We start from the raw sequence: 25,054 nt of genomic DNA, 5'->3' as shown, positions 1-25,054 counted from the left end.
CGGGTTTACCCGCGAAGAGGCCGATACAGGCTTATGCGGGCGTCAACTGCAACCCGCGCCACTCAAAGGCCACCGGGGCCAGTACCTGATCGATCTGCGCTTCCTGCCACAGCTGCGCCATGCGCTTGCCCACCCCCGGATGCACCAGGTCGGGCGCCAGCAACGACAGCGGCCACAGCACAAAAGCGTTCTTCAGAATCTCGGCCCGGGGCAGTACCAGCCCATCGAAGGTACCGTGCAAATCGTCATACATCAGCACGTCGATATCCAGCGGCAGCCCCTTGCGGTCAGGTGCATAGCGGCCATTGTCGGCCTCGATGAACTTCAGCCGGCGGTCCAGCTCGATCAACGGCAACGCGGTTTGCCCGGTCACCACGAAGTTGATGAACGGCCCGCTCTTGATGCCCACCGCCTGGCTTTCGAAGGCCGGCGAACAGCGCATGTCAGTCAGGATGCCAGCCAACGCATCGAGCCCGGCGCACAAATGCGCCTCACGGTCGATGTTGCTGCCCAGGCCCAGGTAAACCGTGCTCAGAGACATCCGCGCTCGATCTCCACGCCAACACCACCACGGGCCGCCGGCACCGCGCCCGGCTTGGTCAGCTTCAAGCGCACCCAAGGGATGTGGAACTCGTCCATCAGGGTTGCCACCAGGCGCTCGGCAAATGTCTCAACCAGTTCGAAACGGGCCTGTTCGGCAAACGCCTGGATGCGCGCCGACACACTGGCGTAATCCAGCGCCAGGTTCAGGTCGTCTCCGGCGGCGGCCGGGCGGTTGTCCCAGGCAAAGCTCAGGTCCAGGCGCAAGCACTGGCGAATATCCCGCTCCCAGTCATAGGCACCGATGACGGTATCGACTTCCAGGCCTTCGATGAACACTCTGTCCAAGCACTTCTCTCCACAGCACGACAAGGGCGACTGGCGCCGTTAGAATCAGGGCGTCCTCGCCCGGAATAGTTAGCATGTTTTGGTTACTGGCGTTGCTCGCCTACCTGCTCGGCTCGCTGTCCTTCGCCATTGTTCTCAGCCGCCTCTCGGGCAGCCCGGACCCGCGTTCCAGCGGCTCAGGCAATGCCGGCGCCACCAACATGCTACGCCTGGCAGGCCGTAAACTGGCGATCCTGACCCTGCTAGGCGACCTGTGCAAGGGCCTTTTGCCGGTATTGCTCGCCCGCGCTGCCGGGCTGGACCTGCACGCGCAGGCCTGGGTGGGCATATGCGCAGTGCTGGGCCACCTGTTCCCCCTGTACTTCCGCTTCAAGGGCGGCAAGGGCGTGGCGACGGCTGCCGGCATGCTCATGGGCCTGTATTTCCCGGCCGCGCTGCTGGCCATCGGCGCCTGGCTGCTGACCTTCTACCTCACGCGCACCAGCTCACTGGCCGCACTGATTGCCACGCCACTCACCTTGCCATTGCTGGCCTGGCGCGAGCCCGAGGCCCTGCTGCCGATCAGCGTACTGACAGTGATGATCGTGTGGCGCCACCGCAACAACCTGCGCGACCTGTTTGCAGGGCGCGAACGGCACTTCTGAACCTTCGACGCGCTACCTTACAGCGGCGGCAACTGTTCCATCGGCCAGCGTGCCTGCACGCTGATCGCCAGGTCTTGCTGCTGCCCGGCCAGCAGGCGCTGGCAACCGGCGTAGGCGATCATCGCACCATTGTCGGTACAGAATTGCGGGCGCGCGTAGTACACGTTGCCCTTGATGCTACCGAGCATGTCCTCCAGAGACGCGCGCAGGGCCTTGTTGGCACTCACGCCACCCGCGATGACCAGCCGCTTGAGGCCGGTCTGCTTGAGCGCCCGCTTGCACTTGATGGTCAAAGTCTCCACCACCGCCTGCTGGAATGCCAGGGACAGGTCGCAACGGGTTTGCTCACTGTCGTCGCCAGCATTCTTGCATTGCTGCCAGGTGTTCAGGGCGAAGGTCTTGAGGCCACTGAAGCTGAATTCCAGGCCTGGCCGATCGGTCATTGGCCGCGGGAACACGAAGCGCCCAGGCACACCTTGCTCGGCCAGACGCGCGATTTCCGGACCGCCCGGGTAATTGAGGCCGATCAGCTTGGCGGTCTTGTCGAACGCTTCACCGGCAGCATCGTCCAGGCTTTCGCCCAACAGTTCGTACTGACCGATGCCATCGACCCGAACCAGCTGGGTATGGCCACCGGAAACCAACAAAGCGACGAACGGAAACTCGGGCGGGTTTTCTTCCAGCATGGGCGCCAGCAGGTGACCCTCCATGTGGTGCACACCGATCGCCGGGATGTCCCAGGCAAAGGCCAGCGCCTGGGCGCAGGAAGCGCCCACCAGCAAGGCGCCGACCAGGCCGGGGCCCGCGGTGTAGGCGATGGCGTCGATTTCGGTGGCAACGCAGCCTGCCTCGTCCAACACCTGGCGGATGAGCGGCAGCATGCGCTTGACGTGATCACGCGAGGCAAGCTCGGGCACCACGCCGCCGAAGAGGCGGTGCAGGTCGATCTGGCTGAACAGTGCATCGGCCAACAAACCGCGTTCACTGTCGTATAATGCGACGCCGGTTTCGTCGCAGGATGTTTCCAATCCCAGTACTAGCATGGGCTCGTCCCTTGTGGGGGCTGAATTCGAAGCCGCGCATGATAGTCCCCGTGTCGGGTGCCGACCAGCGGTTTTCGATCAGAGGCTTTGCATTCCGGCTTGCTAAGGGTTAACATCCGCAACCCTTGAAAACCGACGTTCTCCAGCACACCTTTGTTTTGCCAGGAGCACGTCTACCCCGGTAATGAATTAAGGTAGCCCTGGATGCCAGCCGTCAAAGTTAAAGAGAACGAACCCTTCGACGTAGCTCTGCGTCGTTTCAAGCGCTCCTGCGAAAAAGCCGGTGTACTGGCTGAAGTTCGTAGCCGCGAGTTTTACGAGAAGCCGACCGCAGAGCGTAAGCGCAAAGCAGCTGCTGCTGTTAAGCGTCACGCCAAGAAAGTTCAGCGCGAACAGCGCCGCGCCGTTCGTCTGTACTAATACAGGCGTTCAACGCAAAGCTTCTGCCCTGCCCGGCTAACCCCCGGGCGATGGCAGTGGTCGTTTCAAACTTGAGCAGCTAGCTCAAGGCCCTGCACAAGCTTCATGCGAACTGCATCATGGGCAACCTGCCTGAAACGTCAGAGCTGGTCCTCCTTGCTGTATGACCAGACGTGCACGTCCGACTGACGAGCCCTTAGGGGCTGGCGACGAGCACACATTCCCTCGCACTTCCCCAAGCAGCACTCGCCCCCTTCGGCGCGTGAGCGATTAGACTTGCCAGTTGCCAGATAACGAGACTGCCATGGCCGGGCTGATTCCCCAGAGTTTCATTGACGACCTGATCAACCGCCTCGACATCGTCGACGTGGTGAGTTCGCGCGTCCAGCTGAAAAAAACCGGCAAGAACTACTCCGCCTGCTGCCCGTTCCACAAAGAAAAAACCCCGTCCTTCACGGTCAGCCCCGACAAGCAGTTCTACTACTGCTTCGGCTGTGGCGCCGGTGGCAACGCCTTGGGCTTTGTCATGGACCACGACAACCTGGACTTCCCCCAGGCCGTCGAGGAACTGGCCCGCGCCGCCGGCATGGAAGTGCCCCGCGAGCAAGGCCGCCGCGACCAGAAGCCGCGCCAGCCCACTGACTCGCCACTGTACCCGCTACTGGACGCCGCCTCGGAGTTCTACCGCCAGGCCCTGCGCAGCCACCCGTCCCGCAAGGCAGCGGTGGACTACCTCAAGGGCCGTGGCCTGTCCGGGGAAATTGCCCGCGACTTCGGCCTGGGCTTTGCCCCACCCGGCTGGGACAACCTGCTCAAGCACCTGGGTGCCGACACCCTGCAGCAGAAGGTGATGATCGATGCCGGCCTGCTGATCGAGAACGCCGAGAGCGGCAAGCGCTACGACCGCTTCCGCGACCGGGTGATGTTCCCGATACGTGACAGCCGCGGGCGCATCATCGCCTTCGGTGGCCGGGTGCTCGGCGACGACAAGCCCAAGTACCTGAACTCCCCGGAAACCCCGGTGTTCCACAAGGGGCAGGAGCTGTACGGGCTGTACGAGGCGCGCAAGCACAACCGCAACCTCGACGAGATCATCGTCGTCGAGGGCTACATGGACGTCATCGCCCTGGCCCAGCAAGGCCTGCGCAATGCCGTGGCCACCCTTGGCACCGCCACCAGCGAAGAGCACCTCAAGCGCCTGTTCCGCGTGGTGCCCAGCGTGCTGTTCTGTTTTGACGGCGACCAGGCCGGGCGCAAGGCCGCCTGGCGCGCACTGGAATCGACATTGTCGAACCTGCAGGACGGCCGTCGCGCGCGCTTCCTGTTCCTGCCCGAAGGCGAAGACCCGGACAGCCTGGTGCGCGCCGAAGGTACCGACGCCTTCATGGCCCGTATCAACCAGCATTCCCAACCGCTGGCCGACTACTTCTTCGAGCAACTTGGCGTGGAAGCCGACCCGCGCTCGCTGGAAGGCAAGGCGCATATGGCGACCTTGGCCGCACCGTTGATCGAAAAGATCCCCGGCGCCAACCTGCGCCAGCTGATGCGCAACCGCCTGAAGGAAATCACCGGCCTCGATCCGCAGCAGGTCGAGCAGCTGGCGCAACAAGCGCCGGCGACCAGCAGCATGCCGGACTACGACCCTGGCTACGATTACGACGCTATGGCCAGCTACACCCCCGACTACGGCGACATGCCGCAGCACGACTATGCCCCCGCTCATCAGGAGCAGGCATGGAAACCCAACAAGGGGGGCAGCAAGAAGCCGTGGAGCGACAAACCCTGGGACAAGAACCGCAAGGGCGGCAAGCCCTGGCAACAACGCGACGAAGCACCTCCGCGCGTGCCAGCACCGGTCGAGCCACCGACCCTGGCCGCCCTGCGCACCCTGCTGCACCACCCACTGCTGGCCGGCAAGGTGGAAGATGCCAGCCACTTCGCCGACGAAGAACACCTGTACAGCCAGCTGCTGGTGGCATTGATCGAAGCCGCGCAGAAAAATCCTGGGCTAAGCTCAATGCAGTTGATCGCACGTTGGCATGGCACCGAACAGGGTCGCCTGCTACGGGCTCTGGCGGAAAAGGAATGGCTTATCGTGGCCGACAACCTTGAACAACAGTTTTTCGACACTATAACTAGCTTGTCCGCCCGCCAACGCGAGCGCAGCCTGGAACAACTGCTCAGGAAATCACGTCAAAGCGAATTGACCAGCGAGGAAAAAACCCAGCTCCTCGCCCTGCTGAGTCGAAATGTTCCCGCACAAACGCCGACCTCATCTGGCGCGTGAGGCCCATGCTCGGGTATAATCCTCGGCTTGTTTTTTGCCCGCCAAGACCTTCAGTGGATAGGGTGTTATGTCCGGAAAAGCGCAACAGCAGTCTCGTATCAAAGAGTTGATCACCCGCGGTCGTGAGCAGGGCTACCTGACTTACGCGGAGGTCAACGACCACCTGCCTGAGGATATTTCAGATCCGGAACAGGTGGAAGACATCATCCGCATGATCAACGACATGGGGATCAACGTATTCGAGAGTGCTCCGGATGCGGATGCCCTTCTGTTGGCGGAAGCCGACACCGATGAAGCCGCGGCCGAAGAAGCCGCTGCTGCATTGGCGGCAGTTGAAACCGATATCGGCCGCACGACCGACCCGGTGCGCATGTACATGCGCGAAATGGGTACTGTCGAGCTGCTGACCCGCGAAGGCGAGATCGAAATCGCCAAGCGTATCGAGGAAGGCATTCGTGAAGTCATGGGCGCCATCGCCCACTTCCCGGGCACTGTCGACTACATTCTCGGCGAATACGACCGCGTCACCACCGAGGGTGGCCGCCTGTCGGACGTTCTCAGCGGTTACATCGACCCTGACGACAACATTGCCGCGCCAACCGAAGAAGTGCCGATCCCAGGCGCCAAGGCCGCCGCGGCGAAGGAAGAGTCCGACGACGACGAAGAAGAATCCGAAAGCGGTGACGACGAGGAAGAGGCCGAGAGCGGCCCGGATCCGGTCGTCGCAGCCCAACGCTTCGGTGCGGTATCCGATCAGCTTCAGGCAACCTCCAAGGTCCTGAAGAAAAATGGTCGTAACCACAAGGAAAGCATCGAGGCCCTGCAGGCCCTGGCTGACCTGTTCATGCCGATCAAGCTGGTACCGAAGCAGTTCGAGGTACTGGTCGAGCGTGTCCGTGACGCCCTGAACCGTCTGCGACAGCAAGAACGCGCCATCATGCAGCTGTGCGTACGTGACGCCCGCATGCCGCGAGCCGACTTCCTGCGCATGTTTCCAAGCAACGAAACCGACCAGACCTGGAGCGGTGACCTGGCCAAGCGCAACACCAAGTGGGCTGCCGCCCTGGGTGAAAAGAACGCTGCCATCGTCGCTTGCCAACAGAAGCTGATCGACCTTGAGACCGAAACCGGCCTGACCGTTGCCGAGATCAAGGAAATCAACCGTCGCATGTCGATCGGTGAAGCCAAGGCCCGCCGCGCCAAGAAAGAAATGGTCGAGGCGAACCTGCGTCTGGTGATTTCCATCGCCAAGAAGTACACCAACCGTGGCCTGCAGTTCCTCGATTTGATCCAGGAAGGCAACATCGGTCTGATGAAAGCGGTGGACAAGTTCGAATACCGTCGCGGCTACAAGTTCTCGACCTATGCCACCTGGTGGATCCGTCAGGCGATCACCCGTTCGATCGCCGACCAGGCACGCACCATCCGCATTCCGGTGCACATGATCGAGACGATCAACAAGCTCAACCGTATTTCCCGCCAGATGCTGCAGGAAATGGGTCGCGAACCGACTCCGGAAGAGCTGGGCGAGCGCATGGAAATGCCTGAGGACAAGATCCGCAAGGTACTGAAGATCGCCAAAGAGCCGATCTCCATGGAAACCCCGATCGGTGACGACGAAGATTCGCACCTGGGCGACTTCATCGAGGACTCGACCATGCAGTCCCCGATCGACGTGGCCACGGTCGAAAGCCTCAAGGAAGCCACCCGTGACGTGCTCTCGGGCCTGACCGCACGTGAAGCCAAGGTGCTGCGCATGCGTTTCGGTATCGACATGAACACCGACCACACCCTCGAAGAGGTGGGTAAGCAGTTTGACGTAACGCGTGAGCGGATCCGTCAGATCGAAGCGAAGGCGTTGCGCAAGCTGCGCCACCCGACTCGCAGCGAGCACCTACGCTCCTTCCTCGACGAGTGATGACAAAACCCCGGCCCAGGCCGGGGTTTTTCTTTAGTGGCCCGTGACATAAAGCCCGCCTTCCGTTGCACACCTGCGGCAATGCCCGTCTACACTCGACTTCAGACCACCTGAGTGCGAGGCTGCCATGTCCTTGAAGCCGGCCATTCTGTTGCTGATCCTGATTTTGTGGAACACAACGGCCGGCGCCCTGACCCTGACAGATGAGGAGAACGCCTGGCTGGCTGCCCACCCGCAGCTGAAACTGGGCGTAGACGCCTCTTGGCCACCGTTCGAGTTTCGCGACCAGGAGGGCCGGTACCAGGGATTGGCCGCCGACTACATCGCCATGATCCAGCAGCGCCTGGGCGTGACGTTCAAACCGGTCGAACCCAGCAGCTGGACCGAGGTGCTGGCGCAGGCGCGGGAAAGCCGTATCGACCTGCTGCCCGGCATCATGTCCACCCCCGAACGCCAGGGCTTCCTGGCCTTCACTCGCCCGTACCTCGACTTCCCCATTGTGATCCTCGCGCACAAAGGCGGCGCACAACCGCGCAAGCTGGCTGACCTGTACGGCTTGAAAATTGCCGTGGTCGAGAACTACGCCCCGCACGAGTTGCTGCGTACCCACCACCCGGACCTCAACCTGGTTGCCCTGCCAAACGTCAGCTCCACGCTGCAAGCCCTGGCCACCGACCAAGTGGATGCCGTGGTCGGCGACCTCGCTTCCAGTATCTGGAGCCTGCGCCAACTCAAGCTCGACGGCCTCTACGTCAGCGGCGAAACGCCCTACCGCTACCAGTTGGCGATGGCCGTTCCCCGCGACAAGAGCGTGCTGGTCGGCATCCTCGACAAAGTGATGGCCGACATGAGCAGCAGCGAAATCAGCCAGATCCAGCAACATTGGGTGGGCAATGTGGTCGACCAGCGGATGTTCTGGTCCGACCTGCTGGTGTATGGCCTGCCAACGGTGCTGCTGCTGATGGCTGTGCTGGCAGTGGTCATTCGCATCAACCGCCGGCTCAGCTCGGAAATTTCCCGGCGCATCGCCCTTGAGCAAGAACTGCGCAGCAGCGAGTACCACTACCGCGGCCTGGTCGAGAGCCTGTCAGCCATCGCCTGGGAAGCCGATGCCAACGACTTCACCTACAGCTACGTTTCACCCCATGCCGAAGACCTGCTTGGCTACCCATTGAGCGACTGGCTCAGGCCCGGTTTCTGGCGCAGCATCCTGCACCCGGAGGACGCGCTCTGGGCTCAGGCCTACTGCGACAGCGAGACCGCAGCGGGGCGCGACCACAGCCTGGACTACCGGGTGATCCGGGCTGACGGTCAGCCCCTCTGGGTACGCAATATCGTCAGCATGATCGAGCACGGCCACCAGCCAGTGATGCGCGGGCTGATGATCGACATCAGCGAAACCAAGCGCACTGAGGACGCCCTGCGCCTGTCCGAACAGAAGTTCGCCTCGGTATTCCAGCAGTGCCCCGATATCTTGCTGATCGCTCGCCACAGCGATGGCTGCCTGCTGGAGGTGAACGAGGCTTTCGAAGAGCAGATCGGACTGCCCCCAGACCAGGTCATTGGCCGCACTGCCACCGACCTTGACCTGTGGGGCGTAGAGGGCAGTGGCCCGGTCCTGCTTGAAAGGTTGCACCAAGGTGGTATCCGTAACCTGGAAATGAGCTTCCGACGCAGCAACGGCCAACTGTTCACTGGCCTGACTTCGGCTGAAACCTTCGAACTGGACGGGACGCCCGCGCTGGTAGTGGCAGTACGCGACATCAGCCAGCTCAAGGAGACCCAGCAACAGCTGCAAACTTCGGAAGAAAAGTTCGCAAAGGCTTTCCACGCTTCGCCCGACGGCCTGCTGCTGTCGCGCCAGAGCGACGGTTTGCTGCTGGAGGTGAACGAAGGCTTCTGCCGCCTCACCGGCTACGACCTCAACCCAACCATCGACCAGACCTCGCTGGACCTGGGTATCTGGGTCGACCTCAACGAGCGCAAACGCCTGGTCGACCAGCTCAACCGCGACGGCTTCGTGCGCGACTTCACCTGTCATATCCGCCGCAGCGACGGGCAGATCCGACTGTGCGAGCTTTCCGCCCGGCCCCTGCCGATTACCGGCGTCGACTGCATGCTGACCATCGCCCGCGACATCACCGAGCGTCACCTGATGCAAGAAAAACTGCAGCTGGCCGCCACGGTGTTCGAGAACACTGCCGAAGGGGTGCTGATTACCGACATTGACCAACGCATCAGTGCCGTCAACCGTGCCTTCAGCGAAATCACCGGCTACAGCGAGATCGAGGCCCTCGGCCAGACCCCGCGCCTGCTCGCCTCTGGCCAGCACGACAGCGCTTTCTACCTGGCCATGTGGCACCAGCTTACCGCCGAGGGCCACTGGCAGGGCGAAATCTACAACAAGCGCAAGAACGGCGAACTTTACCCCAGCTGGCTGACCATCAGCGCCGTGCGCAACAGCGACCGCGAGATCACCCACTTCGTGGCGGTTTTTGCAGACATCTCCAGCATCAAGCACGCCCAGGCCAAACTCGACTATCAGGCCCACCACGACCCGCTGACCGGCCTGCCCAATCGCACCTTGTTCGAAAACCGGCTACAGGGCGTACTCACCTGTGCGCAGGTGTCCAACCGCCAGGGCGCAGTGCTGTTCCTGGACCTCGACCGCTTCAAGCACATCAACGACAGCCTTGGCCACCCGGTCGGCGACCTGCTGCTCAAGGGCATCGCCCAGCGCCTGAAAGAGCAGGTACGCGACGTTGATACCGTAGCCCGCCTGGGTGGCGACGAATTCATCATTCTGCTGCCCGGCTTGCACAAGCCCAGTGACGCCAGCACTATCGCCAACAAACTACTGGCCTGCTTCAACGCACCGTTCCAGGCCGGCGAGCATGAGTTTTTCACCAGCGCCAGCATCGGCATCAGTCTCTACCCACAGGATGGCACCGACGTCTCCACACTCATCCGCAACGCCGACGCCGCCATGTACCGCTCCAAGGCCAAAGGCCGCAACCGCGTCGAAGCCTACACCCGCGACCTCACCGCCCAGGCCAGCGAGCGCATCGCCCTGGAGCATGAGCTGCGCCGGGCCGTCGAACGCAACGAAATGAGCCTGTGCTTCCAGCCCAAGCTCAGCCTGAAGACCCAGAGCCTCGTGGGTGCCGAAGCGCTGATCCGCTGGAGCCACCCGACCTTTGGTGAGGTACCGCCGGAACACTTCATCCACTTGGCGGAAGAGAACGGCACCATCCTGCAGCTCGGCGACTGGGTACTGGAGCAAGCCTGCCGGCAGATGCAGGCCTGGAAGCAGCACTACGAACCCTTCGGCCCGCTGTCGATCAACCTCGCCGGCGCCCAGCTGCGCCACCCACACCTGGCACGGCGCATCGAACAACTGCTCAAGCACCATCAGCTGAAGGCCGGTGACCTGCAGCTGGAAATCACCGAGAACTTCATCATGAGCCAGGCAGAAGAGGCCCTGGCCGTGCTGTACCAACTGAAGAAACTCGGCGTACAGCTGGCCATCGATGACTTCGGCACCGGCTATTCCTCGCTCAGCTACCTCAAGCGCCTGCCGCTGGACATCCTCAAGATCGACAAGTCCTTCATCCGCGGCCTGCCCGACGATCCACACGACGCCGCCATTGCCCGGGCGATCATTGCCCTGGGCCGCAGCATGCAGTTGACCATCATTGCCGAAGGCGTTGAGAACCAGGCCCAGCAACGTTTTCTGGCGGCCGAGGGCTGCGAGCAGATCCAGGGCTACATCGTCAGCCTCCCGCTACCACCAGAGGAATTCGCGGCCGCGTTTCTTCGCATAGCACTATCGGATCTTTCAGATGGCACAGGTGCGAAACCCTCGTTATAATCCGCCCACTTACTGAGGGCCTATAGCTCAGTCGGTTAGAGCAGAGGACTCATAATCCTTTGGTCCACGGTTCGAGTCCGTGTGGGCCCACCAATAGAATCAAGGACTTAGCCTCACCTTTCGGGTGGGGCTTTTTCGTTTCTGGACCTTTCGTGTCTGTTTGGAGTCTATAGACCGTTTGGGTATAAAAACCGCCCCACCCTTTCCCTCCATCCAGCGCTGCCACCTACTGTTTCGTCACCCTGAAAATTCTGGCAACCTGCCATCTTCAACGGTGAGGGTGCTGGCATGACCGGTCTTGTTCTTGAGCTTCAAGCGGATGCGCTAGATGAAAGTGTTTCAGTCCTTAGCCTGCTCAGGAAGGCCAAAGTAGTCTCGGTGAAATTGGGGGTCACTACGATCAACGAGTGGCTGGAGCACGAGTTGAGTGGCTACCCGACACGCTCTTCTATCCCTGAGTATCGCCATGTCTTTGGACGCACGGTGTGTCACAACCCATACATAGGTTGGATTCCACTCGAAATTAGGAATCTGGAACACCAGAAGCTCTTGAGTGAGCGCTACCTTCATCAGCCGCTAAGCGAGCTCTGCCAATTTACCGATGCCAAGTCTTCCGGGAAATCCGTGCTCCTTTTTTTCCCAGCCCACATCGCTGCTGAGCTCAAAAGTGGCTCTGGCTTTGAGCCAGCCCTTGAGGTTGCGGTGAATTTGATCCACGGCGTCATTGCTACGGTTCGCAACAAGATTCTCGACTTTGCACTGGAACTCGAAAGGCAAGGCGTCCTAGGAGAAGGCATGACATTCACACCGAAAGAGAAAATGACCGCGAGCAACATTAACTACAGCATCAACATCGAAAACATGACGGGCTCGCAGCTCCAGCAGGGCACAACCAATTCGTCTCAATCCTACAACGCGCAGGGCACTGACCTGAGTGCGGTAGCGGCATTTGTTGAACGACTATTGCCTGCCATTGGTGAACTGAGCGACGCTACAGATCGCGAACAGGTCCAGAGTGACTTAGAGACGATCCGTAGTCAGCTAAAGGCGCCGAAGCCAAAAACTGGAATGATTCGGGAATGCTTAAACTCCGTCAGAACAGTTCTTGAAGGTGCGGCTGGGAATGTTGGCGCCACCTACTTACCTCAACTGACCGCCCTGCTCGCCTCAATTCCTTCCTGAGATTTCGGGGGTTCACAGCAGGCTGGGCACACGATTAGCTAAATGCCGCTGGTGGACAGAATAGTGGCAAATAGGTAGCTTTAACACGCTGCGCTAAATCGTGCCCACCGATAATCTTTGAGAAACAAGTATGAGCAAGCCAGGTGATGACCTTGAAAAAATCGTAGAGATCATTGAGCGCTCTACCTCACCTACGGCACGTATAGAGCAAAACGTATTTCTTCCGGTACTGACTTCAACACAAGGTCACACTGCTCAATGTGACATTGTAATAAGAAACGGACCACCTCATAGAGAGACGCTTACGATTGTAGAGGTTCAGGATCGAAACTCCAAAGTAGATATCAATACTTTTCGTGGCTGGCTAGGAAAAATTGACGATGTTGGTGCGCAGCACCTTATATGTGTTTCCAGAAAAGAATTTGCCTCAAGCATTAAAGAAAAAGCTGCTCAATCAGGCTCAAAGATATTTCTTGTAACCTTAAAAGATCTTTCACCAGAAAGCATTCCGCTCGACTTTATAAAGTTTATATTCCTTTATCAACATATAAACATTAAGCGCCTGAAAAACCTCAGAGCGTATGTTGGGCCAGGTCAAATTGAAAAACTAGGGCTAAAATCATTTCAATTTGAGCTTTCGGACAAATTGTGGTCTGTAGATAAAATAAATATAATATCACTATTAGAAATATGTCGAGACACAATCAAAAGAAGCCATGACTTACTTAGCGAGACCTCCATCAAGGATGCCGTGGGAAGCTTATCGTTTAGTCGCACCGGTGAAAACGCCCTTTATTATTGCCACAATAATGACTTTGTACGTATCGATCTGGATTGCGAGTTTGAGTGGGAATCCGAGCATGCTGAGATTCCAATGTCTGTCGCCTCCTATGAGCAAGATCAACATGGCGCATTGGCATGGCTTTTTGAGGTAACACATAATAGTAAAAGCGGTCCGGTCTCGATCAAAACTCCTGTAGTTAAGCTGCCTGACGGAAACTACAAACTTCTCGATAGCATTATAAACACTCAGTTTGAGTATACCTTTGACATTGTACCGAAGCCAAACGACTAACACGCCGCTCATCTATTTACGACTGCATTCCTAGCATCCTCAAATTATTTAGCACGGAGTAGCTTATGCCTATACAGCCAGAGACAACTTGGATCCACCTCCTAGCGGTCATAGGCGCTATAGCTGTAATGCTATATGGCATGAACATTGTCTATAAGCGCATGAAAGCAAAGGACCAAGGCTTTGGCCCTAATAGTTTAAAAGCGATTGGTGTGACCCTCTTCATTCCAGCAATACTGATTCTAGCTATAACTACTAATTTCCAATCTGAAACGTTGGCAGCCCTGCTAGGCACTGTCGCCGGTTATGTGCTGTCCACTAGCAAGCCCGAAGAGTAGGCGCATAACAAACGGTCTAAAGCAAATCACGCCCGCGACGGCTCAGTGTACGGCACCGCTCGCCGGGGGATGGCTGGCACGATGACGGCCGGGCGGGGGCGTCGTGCTGTTCGGCGCTCGATCCTCGGTAGGTCTCGATACTGCATTCCCGCGTTTCGCGCACCACAGCGGCATCACGGCGCTGCTCGGGGGTGAGGGGCAGTTCCTCGACCCAGCGTTTGCGTGCGGGGTCCAAGGCTTCCACAGGCTCGGGCTGAAGGTCGGGGTTGGGGATGTCGGGCGCATCAGTAGGCGGGCGCCACATTCGGGGGGAGAATTCGGGTTCGGGTGCTGGAGTCCGACCTGTGACTTCGATTGCTGGTGGCAGCTGTTCCTGACACGCATTTGCCAAGGCAAAAGCGACCCTGCGGGCCGCTTCCATGGGGCTGAGGGCAAAGTAGTTATTTTGCGTGTTATTCACCGCGTCGGGGTCTTCCTTGAAGGCAGGGGGCAGCAGTTTTGAAAGGCACTGGTTGATGAACAAATCCGGCCGCTCAGTGGCTACCTTGAACAACCAGTCGGCACCGAGCTTTTCATAGGTTTGTAAAATATCAAACGCCAAGCGCTCGGATATGAGCAAGCGCGAAGTACGATCAAGGCTGCCCTTTTTACGGCCACTGCCCGGCACTTTGCCTTGCCCTGGCGGTCTGCCTCGCGTGGCCATGTTAGTCACCCTCTAACGAAACAACGATAGCGGTCAGTTTGCCGTCCTCGTCGTACTTGCAATGCCCACTGGCCGGTGGTGCAGACTCTGGACGTGGCTGACTGGCTAGCCACAGCGACAGCGCCGCCATGGCGGCTCGGGCTGCCGCTACTTGGTCTTCTGTGTTGCTGAACGTTATGACGGCCATGGCTTACACCTCGTCGTTGCCGTACAGCTTGCGATTGATCCTGGCTGGCGCAACAGCAGGCGGCATGGGTGTGGTATCGCTTGGCACCATGCGAACGATCTGGCCCAACTCGTTGCGCTGGCAGTAGAGCGTGAAATTTCCACAATGGGCTGCACTCACGCGCCCGAACTCATCTCGATCAAACGATACCTCACGGGGCTTGGGCGTGACTGCCTTGGGTGTCGGTGGGATCTGCCTGAAGTCGTCGAAGCGCGGTTTGGGCTGCTGTTCAGCCAGCATCTGTTTCTGTGCGGCCAGTGCCTGGGCGACACGCTCTTCCACCGCCTGCTCGATCATGTTTTCGATGGCGCCGCCAATGCTCGAAGTTTCCACAGGGGCTGGGGCCTGTTGCTGTTCTCGCCGTTCAACTTGTCGAGCGATCAATTGCAGTCGCGGGGTGGTCATTTCAGTTTCTCCAACAAGCGCTCTAACTTCAATTGCTCACCGCCATGGAGCCCGACACCCGATGCCTTTTTTATCAAGTCATCCAGTTTGCGCAGCGACACTTCATCGGCGCCGGTCAGGACAAGTTTATCGCGGGCTTCTATTGCGGCCTGGATCAAGGAGTTACCTGTGTGTATATGGTCCATGGTGTTAACCCTCTGACAGTACAAGTTTGAGTGTCCGCACAGCTGCTTGCGCCACCGCTACACCGGCAGATGTTTCAGATACGATCTTTATCAACTGAAGGCCCGAGGTATCCGCTGGATCAAACACCACAGTCCGGTTTGCTGACGTGGCATAAGTCAGATGGTCGCCAGCGGCGTTATAAACGCTCTGGAAAGTAGAGCCGTCGATGGAGCATTGAATTCCGATTTTGGCGTCCGTCCAGGCGGCGGGCATACTGATACCGGCCAGTGTCAAGCCGGTTAAGTTTATCTGCTCGGACGCGCCATCAGCAGCGGTGCTTAATGAGATTGTCGCGGAGGTCCGGCTACTTGACTTGGGCCGTAATACGTTTGCCATGATTATTTCACCGTCGATTTGTTACGTTTCTGCCGTTTGAGCCATTTCGCTCTCTCACGGGCAAGCTGACTGTCAATCTTTCTTACTTTCTTGGATTGCATGTTAGCCCCTGCCACTAAGGCGAAGCAGTTCACGATAACGAGCCTGGAGCCTATCGTCGGATAACCAGGCCTTCCGATTGGTGCGCATCACACGTTCGCACTCGGCTATTTCCGCTGCCAAGCCACCACCGGTTGGAATCGAGTGAACACCGATGGCTTGCTTATAAAGCCCGAGTATGACTTCCTTTGTGTTTAGGGCCTTGACCCACCCCGTGGTAAATACATCTAAGGCTCGCTGTTCATGTAATGGTAGCGACTGAAAATAAGCGTCCACCATCTTCATGTTGGCTTGATAACTTTGACCCCACAGATTCTCAAGGTAAACATACGTCTTGGCCTTGGCCGCGTCGTTCGCCTTCACCACGGCTTCGAACTCGGCGTCGTTAAGGCTATCGGTCGGGTCGGAATTAGATGGAGCCATCCTTGGCGGGGTATTGCCACCATATTGTTGGGCCAGCTTACGACCCGCTTCACTGACCCACCAGCAACAATCGGATAAAAACTTGTCGCTAAAACCGTTATCGTGCGCGTAGTTTGCGAAGGCCTGAAACAGTGGGTCGTTAACGTGCTCGTATAAGTTGTATCGATGCCGTGGCGTTTGTTTGGCGGGTGGGTTTGTGATCGCATCTAAAAACCACTTCACCGCCTTTTGTGGATGGGTGATGTTGTGCCCGAGCTTTAAAAAATCCGCGCAGAAAACCGCCCCCAACTGGTTATAGGCTTGTGTGACTTGTGCAAGTGTGACACCGGGCGGCAAGGGCTGTCCGAAGACTAGCTGTCCCCCGCCGGTGTAGCTGTTAGTGGACTCGCGCAGCAGATCGAGTTCATTACCGCCAAAGTCCGGGGTTGGTGCAGGCGCCAGCGGCTGGCTATAAGGCTGAAGATCGCCAGCGCCGTACAGGTCGCCAGGGTCGTATAATTCGTTACTCATGACTCGCACCCGAAGTCTCGAAGAAGTGCGTCAGCGCCTTCATCCCCTAAATAGCGCTTCACATCCATGAAAGATTCTTCGCACATAAACAACCCAGCGCGGTGCATGATCATCTGAATCATGTGGTTCTTACCATGGAAGCGCATGTTAGGTTCCGCGATCAGGCTTTTAATGGCTTCGTCAATTTTATTTACGAACATGACGACGGCCTCAACAAGCAGATAGGAGTTTAGGGTGTGTTTATAGGTCGGCAATGGAAGTTTCATATCATTTGCCCTCGGCAATCAGCTTCAGCCGTTGCCAATATAGTGAGCACCGAGGGTGAACCCGCTCGCTTTGGATCGGAATACCCACTGGGCTTTTGGCTACTGTCAGCTCGATGGGCGCGAAACTGTTTTCCACCAGTCCACAGAACGCGCAGGCTTCGCGAGAGTTGATCAGTCGTCGAGTAACTAGGGTCTGGGCATCTTTGACATTGTCAGGTAATGCGGTGCAGATCAGCACATACTGGCCGGTAGTGTGGCGATATAAAATCGTCTCCCAGTTAAGAGCCAACTCCCGTTGCGTTGCTTCGCGGCGCAAGATGTTGGAAATTTCGGCCTTGTCGACTGTGACACCACGCCAAGCTAGACCGATTAATTGATCGAGCGGTCGGCGGATCGCCTGGACTTCGCGGGCCAGGCGTTGCATGGCGCGCAGGATGTCTTGAGTGTCCATATCACGAGGCCTTGAATGCGGCGTGCGCTTTCAGTTGCTCAACGGCCTTTTCTTTAGAAGAGGCTCCCTGCACCAACAGCACGTTATCAGAGATACGGCGGGCACAATATCCGTCGAGTTGCGAGAAGAAGACTTCGAAGTTGATCAGGGCTTCGGACCCGTCACTGATAATGCCCGGCAACTTGCGGTAGTCGAGCAGCACGGCGCTTATGAACGACTGAGAGGCTTCGAGGATCATCACATCGGCCACGGCAGATCTGTCGTCGTATACACAGACGATACGGTCCAGGGCATGGAGCCGGTGCGCAACAGAAAGCCAGAACGCGGACTCGGTCAGCAGTGCTGGGTCCGTGTCACGCGGCACGATGGCGCAGTGGCGGACAAAGCGATAGTCCTCAAAGTTGAGGCACTCGGGCGACAGTGGTTTGATTTTCTTGTTGGGGGTTTCAACGGCTACTTCTGGTGAAACATCGACCTTCGGCATTTGTGCGTACTCCGGTTGGATTTAACCGTAGTGTGCGCTTGGTGTTACGACGTTCAATAGTTGGCGGGCGTTAAGAAACTAACTTGTGGTCACAAGTAACCATGTTGTTGTAATACCTCGTGGACCTTCTTCCGGCAAGGCGCCTTCTCGATGTTGTAGCGAGCGCTGTAGCGGTTCAGGTGCGAGATAACTTTGCTAACCCGATAACAGGGTGCCACAGCGGCGAGGTCGGCGCGCAGGGTGGCACTGTCCAGCGCTTTCAGGATCAAGGCTTCGATGCTGGCCGAGCGGGCAGCACGGGCGTGTGCCGGGTTTGGCTGGGCGGCCTCAAGCGCCTGGAGTCGTGCCTGGAGCCGGGCTACCTCGCCCCGCGACCAGTCCAGTTCATCGAGCAAGGGCTTCGTGCGACCCCACAGCTCGCTGCCTAAGCGACGTTCGCGGTTCTGGTCGTCATAGGCGGTGGATGGTGTAGTCGTTTTCATTTCGTCATCGCCTCAAATATGCCCGCAGCGGGCCGCCGCTTGCGCCCACGACGCGTTTTCGTTCTTTTCCGCTCACACCCACAGGGGCTAGCGGCCCTCACCAACGTCACCTCATCGGGTGACAGCCAGAACTTCACCGACAGCCAGCCAGCGGCCAAGCGTGCACGCCGCATAAGCCGCATACGCTTGGCGTCCTTGCCCCGAGCCTTGAGCCTCGGCATCACCCGCAAGTAGTCAGTAGACAGCATCCGCTCAGCATCAGCCGAGCTCAGCACCGACACCACGGCACTCTGCCGCGCCAAAAGGAACTCTTTCATTTCACCACCTCGCTGCGGCGGGGGGATGAGTACTCATTCCACCGCCCCCATTTTTAAATAGACGCCTAATCAGACAGCCCGCGTCTAGCTCTGTAACCCTTACACCGCATGGCCTCCTTGCCGTTAAGTAGACAGTAGACATAGACCACCCATATACACGCAAAAAAGGCTTTGAATGATAGGTATGTATATATAGTGTCTATATGTCTATTTAAGAGAAAAAACCCATCTAGGCCGGGCATTCCAGAAGTAGACAACCCCCTGTCTATCTAACGTCTAGCGTCTCGTTAAAGAGCCCTGTTTGGCGCGCTTTTATCCAGCATCAGCGCTAGTAGCTGGTAGCCTTTACCACCCCGGCTCATCTTGGCTGGCAATAGCACGCCTTCGTCTTCCAGGGCCTTCATGACGGTGGCGCGCTCCTTGATATTTTCCTTGAACGCACGGCAGTAGTTCGTCAGATAGCTTTCCGGCAGCGCGCCCATTTTCTGGTGCACCGTGATGGTTTTTTCTTTCTTGAACAAGGCGAGCAGCGCGTTGCGCATCTTGCCTGCGGTGTCTGCCGCGCCACCACCCTCAGCCTCAAAGTGCGCGGCAAACCTAACCACGGCCCAGCGCACCAGACGTACCGCCCATGCAAAGCCCTCCGGTGTAACCTTCAATCCTTCACCGGTGAGCGCATGGAGCATGGCCACTTGCAGAACCTTTTCCGCGTACCGCCCCCATATACCGGGCAGATCCTGCGCCAGATCGGCGCCATATTGGCTTTCACACTTCCAGTCGGCGTAAAACGCCGGGTAGACATCCAGCACTCTCGGTTTTCCGAGCGTCGGCCCGTCCGTACCGGGGTCGAAGAACTCGACGAACTTTTCCGCTTGAATGGCCATCGCCCACTTCATCACTTCGGCGGGTAGTTCCGTGGTCGGTAAACCACTCCCCATCGGCGGCAGACCTTCCACCACAAACGGCAGGAACCGGTTGAGCAACCCGTCATCCGACGCCGCTGCATTGAGCAAACCGATGTTGCGCGTGACACCCGTTCCCACGGCTGAAAAGAACGCATATTCGAGCGGCGGCATGTCCTTCCCGCTCTTGTTGTGGCCGGTGTAGTCGATGGGCGCGATGTACGATTTTGTCGCCGCGTCATGCAGTTCCAAAAGCGTGGTCAGTTTGTTGTAGGCCGCCGACCCTTGCGCCGACCCCATCATGCCGATCAGTTCCTTGACCATTTCCTCGTTGGCCCACACGACTTGCGAAACCTTGGCGAACTTCCAGAGCATCCCCTCGGGCGACCCGAAACGGTTTGCGAAGTGCAGTACGGCGGGAAATACCTTTTTATCGTTAAGCTGTCTCAACGCTTCGGTGGCCAGCCCGATGGTGGCGCCTTTGCCGGATTCGGACGGGGCAAACAGCAACATCCAGAGATTGATCCGCAGATCACGCGGCAACCTGACGTTGCGTCCGATAAAGGCTTGAAAAAACAGCAGCGCACTGAATAGCGCAAAGGCTGGATGCACCCGAAAAGCATTATCCATCTGCCATCGCATGTAGGCTTTCATCACCGGCGGCGCGGTGTCGATGATCTGTTCAAGTTCGTCGTCAAATACTTGTTCCGGGTCATCGAGCAGAACTTTATCCACGTTGATGATCTGGCCGTACAACCTTTCGGTAAAGCCGGTGGGCTCGGGCTGCATATAGTCGGCGCCATAGGCCGCTGGATCGAACGTTACATCGGCGTCAACTTCTTCACGCTCTACCGCCTCTTCCACGAGGCGCCCGAGCACTTGGCGTTCATCCGGTGTAACCTCGCGATTCAATACGATTCTCGCATGAAAGTGCTGGAACTTTTGTGCGTCATCGGCAGCATGCCAAGCAAACCCGGCGTATTTATCATCGATGACCGCCAACGCCTTATGGGCGTCCGGCCCTTTGAAGTCGAGAAACAGAAAGTAGTGCGTGGAAGCGTTCATACATATAAACCCCCAGTGAATTTGAATTCAATCCACCGGGGGTTTATAATCAAGCCCCCAGTGGTGGTTGTGTCGGTGGTAATGCGCCGGATCAAGAGCCAATCACCTTTTTGAGAGCCCTTTCGTCAATATGCTGCGAAAGGGCTTTTTTATTCCCTGTCCGCTTCAAGCCTTGCCGCCTGTTCTTCATCGGGCACGCCAAGATAATCCAGCCATATCTTTGCCGGAACAATATAGATATCGTCTTGATCCTCGTTAAAAGCGTGCGGGAAGACGGGGTAAAGTAAATAGTTATCGCCATGGCAGGAGCAGGTAGCGGTGGCGTAGACGATATGGTCAACGTTTAAGTAATCGCCGTTAAGACTGCGCAGAAAAGTAGCCATTATTTATTCCTCCACCTTAAATGAGTTCGGCTTTTTTAGCCTTGGTGGAGGGAATGCCTTCTTTGGACAGCCGCTCGATTTCCGAGGCAGGGATACGCCGGTCAGCGCCGAATTGCACCCAAGCTACGTCGCCATTACGCATCAGTGCGTAAATCGAAGTGCGCGAAATTTCGAGTTTCTTGGCGGCACTGTTAGGGGAGTACAGAGCGGGAGTTTCGTAGGTAGCGGTCATGACTTATAACTCCAATAAATTGAAATTTATAAGTCGCCTCCAGCATTGCCGACTGCGGATACGCTTTTGAAAGGCCGTTGTCACCAACGGTGCGCTACCTATGGCCCCTAAACTACGCCGTTGATTGTGGTCGTCAATAGATATGGAAGTTCTCTAATGTGCGCAACCCGATTTAAACGGAGACGAATTAAAGTACCGGTAAATCCTGCCAATAACCAACTACTAAATGGCAGGACGCACCCGCGAAAAAGCTTTCACCGGTGAATTCTGCCAAGAAACCGCTGCCTATACCGCTTATCGAATGCTCACGACCTTGGACGGTTCACCGGACAGTAGCCCGTCCAAGTAGCGTGCCCACTTCTCTAGGTCGGCCTTCTTCTCGGGCAGATACGAATATCTGTCGTAGTGCTTGGCTTGCACACCGCTGCGACCGTGCGAAAGCAGCCAAGCACGACGCTCTTGGTTGACCTTCAACGACGCCAGATGGGTTTCGCAGGTCGCCCGTAGATTCCGCCAAGTGAAGCGACGGGTCTTGCCCTGCCCGGCCAGCAGGTCGCCCATGTCACCGAAGATTGATTGCAGGCTGCCGGGCGTGGCGGTGCGATCTCCGCGCAGGCTGAAGGGGCCAGGGGCGCCAGTACCTCGAAGCGCCAGCAGCGGCGCCAGTATCTCGGCCAAGCGTGCTGTCATCGGCAGCAAGTGCACCCGAGGCGGTGTGCCCTTCCCTCCTTTCAAATCGAGCAACTGCATCACCGGACCGTGCTCTGCATCGTCGTAGAAATCCGCCCAGGTGACGCGGGTGAGCATTTCGGTGCGCTGGCCTGCCAGATACAGCATGCTCTTGGCGATAGCACGGTGACGCTCGGGCAAGCCTTCGATGGCTTCGAGCACCGCTTTCAGCTCTACCTTGTCCAGCGCCCAGGTCTCGGCACGGTCGGCGCCTTCGATGGTGGGCACATCGCGCACCGGGTTGGCGGCCAGTCCGAACAGCACGGCATCGGCAGGGCGAAGGGGATTCAGGTCGAAGCCCAGGCCGAAGGCGAAGGCGGCTTGCAGGTAGGCTCGCAGCTTCGCAGTCTGCCGCAACTTGCCATTGGTGGCGCTGGCCGGGGTCAGCCGCTTACCCCGCCCCTTGTTGGCCACGGGTCGCGTCAGGCAGTGGCGCAGGATCGCAGATACGTCGGTAGGCTGAATTTCCTTGGCTGGCTTGGCCACCAGCTCAGGAAACGGCGCCAGCACATTGAGATTGAGCGAGCCCCGAACCTCCTTGGTGCTGGTCTTGCTGCGCCTGTCCATGTCGGCGGTGTAGGCATCGAGCAGCTGGGCAAAGGTGCCTTGACGGGCCCTTGCGGCTTCTGCCTGCTTCAGCACATCCAGCTGGGCAGCTTCCACCGCCAGTCGTGCCTGCTCTGCCTTGGTTTCCAACTCCACATGCTGGTGCAGGTCGGTGATGCCTTTCCGGTAGAGAGTGGTGTAATCCCTCGCTCTGTCGCGAGCTTCGGTGAGAGTCAAATCAGTCCTGCCGTCGATATCAAGACGCAATTGACGCTGCTTACCGTCAAGGGAATATCTGAAGAAGTAGGCAATGACCCCATGCGGCGAGGCGCGCAGGCGCAACCTACCTTCGCCACGGTTGCCGTCTTCGGTTTCCCACACGTCGCACTTAAGCTGCTTGGCTTTAGCTTTCGCCGCATCAACAGTCAGGTTCGTGAAAATGGCCATGGCCTTTTCTCCCGTGTCTGTACCGTGTCTATATAGAGCCCGGTCATGGGCACACATACATGCACATCTGTAAAACAAAGGATGGGCGCGGGTGCTTGATCTGCAAAGGAATTTTCTGGACTTAAAATCCGTCAGTGTCCGCTTATGTAGCATTGTTTGGGCCTCATAATCCTTTGGTCCACGGTTCGAGTCCGTGTGGGCCCACCAGATACGACAAAGCCGCGCGATTGCGCGGCTTTTTCATGCCCGCAAGAAATAAATGGGCAGGGGCGCGTACATCCAGCGCAGCGGCGCCGAGCGCATGACCTTGGAAGTAGCGCTGAAACGGTATCTCAGCGAAATCAGCCCACCAAGAAGCCGATCACCCAGCACGCCGATAATCGCGGAAAGGTGCCCTATCGATACTTCAAGCCAAACATCCTAGCTTGAGGATCGGACAATGAGCCGAATAGCCACCATTATCAGCTCACAAAATGAGCCGAATATGCTCGCTAATCGGCTCACAGATGAGCAAACCTATGAATGAACCTGGGCCTGCCCCGTGACAACGGACGCCAGGAAGCTGGCTACAGAGCCAACTGCCTCAAGCCTTTGCGTATTCGTTCGGTGCGCTCATCACTGGCGCGGCGCCTGGGGATAAACGAAGAAGGCCGCACCACTGCACGATCCAGTCCATCGGGCGAGGCCATCAACCATGGGCAACCCCATAAGAACCCTCCCAGCCTGCTCCACCATCCCCTCTGCCAACGTCCGCAAATGTACCGCTGTTGGTTAATCCCCTCCCGGACGCATCTCGACCTGCCGTGGGTTGTAGAAGGTCATGCCAGACGGAATATCCCGCGTAACCAACGACATCGCGCCAATCACCACGTCATCGCCAATGTCGATGCGATCAGCAACGATGCAACTGTTGGCGCCCATGCTCACGTTGTCACCAATGCGCAGTGCGTACTCCTGCAACCCCAGGGTCTTGATGCCAATCGAGCAGTTCTGCCGGATGAAGAAGTTGCGCCCGATGCTTACATACCGGGTAATGACCACCCCCGGCAGGTGCGCGATGCGCAGGCCGGGGGCAATCTGGGCGCCGATGTCGATGTCCACCCCATACTTGAGGTTGAGCCGCTGTTGCATGCGCCGGGCGTGACGCCGGGCAAGGCCGCCGCGGGCGTCGAGGTACTGGGCCAGGCGATAGGCGAAGAGGAAACGCAGTTTGTTGTCCTTGCGTGCGCGGCGCAGTACGTTGAACAGCAGGCTGATAGGGCGTCCGGGCTTTTTCTTGTTGGAGACTTCCAGTCGCCAGCATTCGAGCAGATGGTCGAGGTTCACGCTGAGGTTCCCGTTGGACTAGCACTTCATCATGCCGAATTAGTGCCGAAGACGCAGCCTTCGGACATGCACGGCCGTTCTCACCAAAAGTGCCAAGCCGACGCCGTCAACGGTGATCGACTGTACCTGGCCTTGCCCTGATTGGCACAGGCTGGCTAGGCTAGCGGGCCAACCGTAGAGACTCGCCATGTCGGATTCCCGCTCCATCACGCTGGATGAAATCGATCGCCAGCTGATCGCCCTGCTGCAGATCAACGCCCGCGAAAGCGTCGCCACCCTCGCCCGCCAGTTGGGCATCGCCCGCACCACCGTCAATTCGCGCCTGGAGCGGCTGGAGAAAAACAAGGTTATCTCCGGCTATGGCGTACGCCTGGGCCAGAGTGTGATAGGCGGCGGGTTGCAGGCGTATGTCGGGATCAAGGTGCAGCCGCGTTCCGGCAAGGACGTGGTGCGGCGCCTGAGTGCCATGGGCCAGGTGCAGCAGCTGTGTGCGGTAAGCGGCGAATTCGACTATGTGGCCTGGCTGCGTACGGACTCGCCCGAGCAGCTGGATCAGTTGCTCGACCAGATTGGCAGTGTCGACGGGGTGGAGAAAACCACCACGTCGATCATTCTCAGCAGCAAGGTGGACCGTGGACAGCCGCTTTGAACGGACTGGCGCTCGGGTGAGGTTAGCGGGCGTGGGTCAGTTCTAGATTTCACGGCAGGTGCCGGTTGTAGGAGCGGGTTTACCCGCGAATAGGACAGAGAATCTACCGACGCATTCGCGGGTGAACCTGCCCCTACAAAGGGCCAGGGCGGTTTCTGAACTACCTCGACCGCCTGCCTCGT

Annotated in this window: 28 protein-coding genes, 1 tRNA gene and 1 pseudogene; 11 read left to right on the top strand and 19 right to left on the bottom strand. The window is 58.2% G+C overall.

Translation table 11 applies throughout. The features are described 5' to 3' along the window. Window positions 1-31 precede the first annotated feature (31 nt). Both folK and folB read right to left on the bottom strand, forming a co-directional pair. A complete protein-coding gene (gene folK, locus AC3RCM_RS02285) occupies window positions 32-541 on the bottom strand; it encodes a 2-amino-4-hydroxy-6-hydroxymethyldihydropteridine diphosphokinase (protein ID WP_003255569.1) in 510 nt (169 codons plus the stop codon). Continuing rightward, complete coding sequence (gene folB, locus AC3RCM_RS02280; RefSeq protein WP_004576188.1) at window positions 532-888, bottom strand: dihydroneopterin aldolase; 357 nt, start codon at window positions 886-888, stop codon at window positions 532-534. The genes folK and folB overlap by 10 nt, the downstream gene beginning before the upstream one ends. 74 nt (window positions 889-962) lie before the next feature. Between folB and plsY the strand changes: the two genes are divergently transcribed. Further along, window positions 963-1,532, top strand: a complete 570-nt coding sequence (plsY, locus tag AC3RCM_RS02275; protein WP_014589441.1) for a glycerol-3-phosphate 1-O-acyltransferase PlsY — start codon at window positions 963-965, stop codon at window positions 1,530-1,532. A 17-nt stretch (window positions 1,533-1,549) separates the two neighbouring features. On the opposite strand, the gene tsaD is transcribed toward plsY, so the two are convergent. Then, entirely contained in the window at window positions 1,550-2,575 is a 1,026-nt protein-coding gene (gene tsaD / locus AC3RCM_RS02270; protein ID WP_492629354.1) for a tRNA (adenosine(37)-N6)-threonylcarbamoyltransferase complex transferase subunit TsaD, read from the bottom strand. Between the two features lie 204 nt (window positions 2,576-2,779). On the opposite strand from tsaD, the gene rpsU reads away from it, so the two are divergent. The 8 genes from rpsU to AC3RCM_RS02230 all read left to right on the top strand — a co-directional run bounded on the left by rpsU (window position 2,780) and on the right by AC3RCM_RS02230 (window position 13,666). Then, a complete protein-coding gene (gene rpsU, locus AC3RCM_RS02265) occupies window positions 2,780-2,995 on the top strand; it encodes a 30S ribosomal protein S21 (RefSeq protein WP_003255575.1) in 216 nt (71 codons plus the stop codon). A 304-nt stretch (window positions 2,996-3,299) separates the two neighbouring features. Beyond that, window positions 3,300-5,282, top strand: coding sequence for a DNA primase (dnaG, locus tag AC3RCM_RS02260; protein WP_064491650.1), 1,983 nt, complete (start codon window positions 3,300-3,302; stop codon window positions 5,280-5,282). 67 nt (window positions 5,283-5,349) lie between these two features. Continuing rightward, a complete protein-coding gene (gene rpoD / locus AC3RCM_RS02255; RefSeq protein WP_003255578.1) occupies window positions 5,350-7,200 on the top strand; it encodes an RNA polymerase sigma factor RpoD in 1,851 nt (616 codons plus the stop codon). 127 nt (window positions 7,201-7,327) lie between these two features. Beyond that, window positions 7,328-11,071 carry a bifunctional diguanylate cyclase/phosphodiesterase gene (locus AC3RCM_RS02250; RefSeq protein ID WP_064491649.1) on the top strand — a complete coding sequence of 1,248 codons (3,744 nt, stop codon included), beginning with the start codon at window positions 7,328-7,330 and terminating at the stop codon, window positions 11,069-11,071. Window positions 11,072-11,087: 16 nt separating this feature from the next. Next, window positions 11,088-11,164: transfer RNA gene (locus tag AC3RCM_RS02245), tRNA-Ile, on the top strand. 195 nt (window positions 11,165-11,359) lie between these two features. Next, complete coding sequence (locus tag AC3RCM_RS02240) at window positions 11,360-12,253, top strand: AbiTii domain-containing protein (RefSeq protein WP_492629353.1); 894 nt, start codon at window positions 11,360-11,362, stop codon at window positions 12,251-12,253. A gap of 130 nt (window positions 12,254-12,383) precedes the next feature. Next, window positions 12,384-13,328, top strand: a complete 945-nt coding sequence (locus tag AC3RCM_RS02235; protein ID WP_492629352.1) for a hypothetical protein — start codon at window positions 12,384-12,386, stop codon at window positions 13,326-13,328. A gap of 140 nt (window positions 13,329-13,468) precedes the next feature. Next, window positions 13,469-13,666: a hypothetical protein gene (locus AC3RCM_RS02230; RefSeq protein ID WP_492629351.1), complete on the top strand. Its 198-nt coding sequence runs from the start codon at window positions 13,469-13,471 to the stop codon at window positions 13,664-13,666. Window positions 13,667-13,682: 16 nt separating this feature from the next. Here the strand turns inward: AC3RCM_RS02230 and AC3RCM_RS02225 are convergent, their stop codons facing one another. From AC3RCM_RS02225 to AC3RCM_RS02155, 15 genes are all read right to left on the bottom strand, one after another. After that, window positions 13,683-14,369 (bottom strand): hypothetical protein, encoded by a 687-nt coding sequence (locus AC3RCM_RS02225; RefSeq protein ID WP_492629350.1) that lies wholly within the window; start codon window positions 14,367-14,369, stop codon window positions 13,683-13,685. A 1-nt stretch (window position 14,370) separates the two neighbouring features. Next, window positions 14,371-14,556 (bottom strand): hypothetical protein, encoded by a 186-nt coding sequence (locus AC3RCM_RS02220; RefSeq protein WP_492629349.1) that lies wholly within the window; start codon window positions 14,554-14,556, stop codon window positions 14,371-14,373. Between the two features lie 3 nt (window positions 14,557-14,559). Continuing rightward, window positions 14,560-15,000, bottom strand: a complete 441-nt coding sequence (locus tag AC3RCM_RS02215; protein ID WP_492629348.1) for a hypothetical protein — start codon at window positions 14,998-15,000, stop codon at window positions 14,560-14,562. Continuing rightward, window positions 14,997-15,185 (bottom strand): hypothetical protein, encoded by a 189-nt coding sequence (locus AC3RCM_RS02210; protein ID WP_492629347.1) that lies wholly within the window; start codon window positions 15,183-15,185, stop codon window positions 14,997-14,999. The genes AC3RCM_RS02215 and AC3RCM_RS02210 overlap by 4 nt, the downstream gene beginning before the upstream one ends. Window positions 15,186-15,189: 4 nt before the next feature. Next, window positions 15,190-15,561 carry a hypothetical protein gene (locus AC3RCM_RS02205; protein ID WP_492629346.1) on the bottom strand — a complete coding sequence of 124 codons (372 nt, stop codon included), beginning with the start codon at window positions 15,559-15,561 and terminating at the stop codon, window positions 15,190-15,192. A 102-nt stretch (window positions 15,562-15,663) separates the two neighbouring features. Then, window positions 15,664-16,593: a hypothetical protein gene (locus AC3RCM_RS02200; RefSeq protein WP_492629345.1), complete on the bottom strand. Its 930-nt coding sequence runs from the start codon at window positions 16,591-16,593 to the stop codon at window positions 15,664-15,666. Continuing rightward, window positions 16,590-16,859: a hypothetical protein gene (locus tag AC3RCM_RS02195; protein WP_492629344.1), complete on the bottom strand. Its 270-nt coding sequence runs from the start codon at window positions 16,857-16,859 to the stop codon at window positions 16,590-16,592. Before AC3RCM_RS02195 ends, AC3RCM_RS02200 begins: the two co-directional genes overlap by 4 nt. A gap of 1 nt (window position 16,860) precedes the next feature. Further along, window positions 16,861-17,310: a hypothetical protein gene (locus AC3RCM_RS02190; RefSeq protein ID WP_492629343.1), complete on the bottom strand. Its 450-nt coding sequence runs from the start codon at window positions 17,308-17,310 to the stop codon at window positions 16,861-16,863. Between the two features lies 1 nt (window position 17,311). Continuing rightward, window positions 17,312-17,794, bottom strand: coding sequence for a hypothetical protein (locus tag AC3RCM_RS02185; RefSeq protein WP_492629342.1), 483 nt, complete (start codon window positions 17,792-17,794; stop codon window positions 17,312-17,314). Between the two features lie 89 nt (window positions 17,795-17,883). After that, complete coding sequence (locus tag AC3RCM_RS02180; RefSeq protein ID WP_492629341.1) at window positions 17,884-18,276, bottom strand: hypothetical protein; 393 nt, start codon at window positions 18,274-18,276, stop codon at window positions 17,884-17,886. After that, window positions 18,273-18,593 (bottom strand): hypothetical protein, encoded by a 321-nt coding sequence (locus tag AC3RCM_RS02175; protein WP_492629340.1) that lies wholly within the window; start codon window positions 18,591-18,593, stop codon window positions 18,273-18,275. The genes AC3RCM_RS02180 and AC3RCM_RS02175 overlap by 4 nt, the downstream gene beginning before the upstream one ends. A 287-nt stretch (window positions 18,594-18,880) precedes the next feature. Next, a complete protein-coding gene (locus AC3RCM_RS02170; RefSeq protein WP_492629339.1) occupies window positions 18,881-20,560 on the bottom strand; it encodes a YfjI family protein in 1,680 nt (559 codons plus the stop codon). Window positions 20,561-20,709: 149 nt separating this feature from the next. Then, window positions 20,710-20,943: a hypothetical protein gene (locus AC3RCM_RS02165; RefSeq protein ID WP_492629338.1), complete on the bottom strand. Its 234-nt coding sequence runs from the start codon at window positions 20,941-20,943 to the stop codon at window positions 20,710-20,712. Window positions 20,944-20,959: 16 nt separating this feature from the next. Next, on the bottom strand, window positions 20,960-21,175 hold the full coding sequence (locus AC3RCM_RS02160) for a helix-turn-helix domain-containing protein (protein ID WP_492629337.1): 216 nt from the start codon (window positions 21,173-21,175) through the stop codon (window positions 20,960-20,962). 294 nt (window positions 21,176-21,469) lie between these two features. After that, complete coding sequence (locus AC3RCM_RS02155) at window positions 21,470-22,897, bottom strand: tyrosine-type recombinase/integrase (RefSeq protein WP_492629336.1); 1,428 nt, start codon at window positions 22,895-22,897, stop codon at window positions 21,470-21,472. A gap of 259 nt (window positions 22,898-23,156) precedes the next feature. Between AC3RCM_RS02155 and AC3RCM_RS02150 the strand changes: the two are divergent. Next, window positions 23,157-23,275: pseudogene (locus AC3RCM_RS02150) on the top strand (site-specific integrase); the annotation flags it as partial. A 393-nt stretch (window positions 23,276-23,668) separates the two neighbouring features. Here the strand turns inward: AC3RCM_RS02150 and AC3RCM_RS02145 are convergent. After that, on the bottom strand, window positions 23,669-24,223 hold the full coding sequence (locus AC3RCM_RS02145) for a serine acetyltransferase (RefSeq protein WP_104886777.1): 555 nt from the start codon (window positions 24,221-24,223) through the stop codon (window positions 23,669-23,671). Window positions 24,224-24,410: 187 nt separating this feature from the next. On the opposite strand from AC3RCM_RS02145, the gene AC3RCM_RS02140 reads away from it, so the two are divergent. Continuing rightward, window positions 24,411-24,872, top strand: coding sequence for an Lrp/AsnC family transcriptional regulator (locus AC3RCM_RS02140; RefSeq protein WP_003255583.1), 462 nt, complete (start codon window positions 24,411-24,413; stop codon window positions 24,870-24,872). The last annotated feature ends 182 nt before the right edge of the window (window positions 24,873-25,054 follow it).

Source organism: Pseudomonas sp. GW823-FHT05G12 (genome assembly GCF_058795575.1).
Note: the sequence above shows the minus strand (reverse complement) of the source record. Positions and strands in the feature narration are given on the sequence as shown.

Coding starts and splice junctions, on each gene's coding strand:
- folK (WP_003255569.1), bottom strand. CDS start 541: ATGTCTCTGAGCACGGTTTACCTGGGCCTGGGCAGCAACATCGACCGT.
- plsY (WP_014589441.1), top strand. CDS start 963: ATGTTTTGGTTACTGGCGTTGCTCGCCTACCTGCTCGGCTCGCTGTCC.
- tsaD (WP_492629354.1), bottom strand. CDS start 2,575: ATGCTAGTACTGGGATTGGAAACATCCTGCGACGAAACCGGCGTCGCA.
- rpsU (WP_003255575.1), top strand. CDS start 2,780: ATGCCAGCCGTCAAAGTTAAAGAGAACGAACCCTTCGACGTAGCTCTG.
- dnaG (WP_064491650.1), top strand. CDS start 3,300: ATGGCCGGGCTGATTCCCCAGAGTTTCATTGACGACCTGATCAACCGC.
- rpoD (WP_003255578.1), top strand. CDS start 5,350: ATGTCCGGAAAAGCGCAACAGCAGTCTCGTATCAAAGAGTTGATCACC.
- AC3RCM_RS02250 (WP_064491649.1), top strand. CDS start 7,328: ATGTCCTTGAAGCCGGCCATTCTGTTGCTGATCCTGATTTTGTGGAAC.
- AC3RCM_RS02240 (WP_492629353.1), top strand. CDS start 11,360: ATGACCGGTCTTGTTCTTGAGCTTCAAGCGGATGCGCTAGATGAAAGT.
- AC3RCM_RS02235 (WP_492629352.1), top strand. CDS start 12,384: ATGAGCAAGCCAGGTGATGACCTTGAAAAAATCGTAGAGATCATTGAG.
- AC3RCM_RS02230 (WP_492629351.1), top strand. CDS start 13,469: ATGAACATTGTCTATAAGCGCATGAAAGCAAAGGACCAAGGCTTTGGC.
- AC3RCM_RS02225 (WP_492629350.1), bottom strand. CDS start 14,369: ATGGCCACGCGAGGCAGACCGCCAGGGCAAGGCAAAGTGCCGGGCAGT.
- AC3RCM_RS02220 (WP_492629349.1), bottom strand. CDS start 14,556: ATGGCCGTCATAACGTTCAGCAACACAGAAGACCAAGTAGCGGCAGCC.
- AC3RCM_RS02215 (WP_492629348.1), bottom strand. CDS start 15,000: ATGACCACCCCGCGACTGCAATTGATCGCTCGACAAGTTGAACGGCGA.
- AC3RCM_RS02210 (WP_492629347.1), bottom strand. CDS start 15,185: ATGGACCATATACACACAGGTAACTCCTTGATCCAGGCCGCAATAGAA.
- AC3RCM_RS02205 (WP_492629346.1), bottom strand. CDS start 15,561: ATGGCAAACGTATTACGGCCCAAGTCAAGTAGCCGGACCTCCGCGACA.
- AC3RCM_RS02200 (WP_492629345.1), bottom strand. CDS start 16,593: ATGAGTAACGAATTATACGACCCTGGCGACCTGTACGGCGCTGGCGAT.
- AC3RCM_RS02195 (WP_492629344.1), bottom strand. CDS start 16,859: ATGAAACTTCCATTGCCGACCTATAAACACACCCTAAACTCCTATCTG.
- AC3RCM_RS02190 (WP_492629343.1), bottom strand. CDS start 17,310: ATGGACACTCAAGACATCCTGCGCGCCATGCAACGCCTGGCCCGCGAA.
- AC3RCM_RS02185 (WP_492629342.1), bottom strand. CDS start 17,794: ATGCCGAAGGTCGATGTTTCACCAGAAGTAGCCGTTGAAACCCCCAAC.
- AC3RCM_RS02180 (WP_492629341.1), bottom strand. CDS start 18,276: ATGAAAACGACTACACCATCCACCGCCTATGACGACCAGAACCGCGAA.
- AC3RCM_RS02175 (WP_492629340.1), bottom strand. CDS start 18,593: ATGAAAGAGTTCCTTTTGGCGCGGCAGAGTGCCGTGGTGTCGGTGCTG.
- AC3RCM_RS02170 (WP_492629339.1), bottom strand. CDS start 20,560: ATGAACGCTTCCACGCACTACTTTCTGTTTCTCGACTTCAAAGGGCCG.
- AC3RCM_RS02165 (WP_492629338.1), bottom strand. CDS start 20,943: ATGGCTACTTTTCTGCGCAGTCTTAACGGCGATTACTTAAACGTTGAC.
- AC3RCM_RS02160 (WP_492629337.1), bottom strand. CDS start 21,175: ATGACCGCTACCTACGAAACTCCCGCTCTGTACTCCCCTAACAGTGCC.
- AC3RCM_RS02155 (WP_492629336.1), bottom strand. CDS start 22,897: ATGGCCATTTTCACGAACCTGACTGTTGATGCGGCGAAAGCTAAAGCC.
- AC3RCM_RS02140 (WP_003255583.1), top strand. CDS start 24,411: ATGTCGGATTCCCGCTCCATCACGCTGGATGAAATCGATCGCCAGCTG.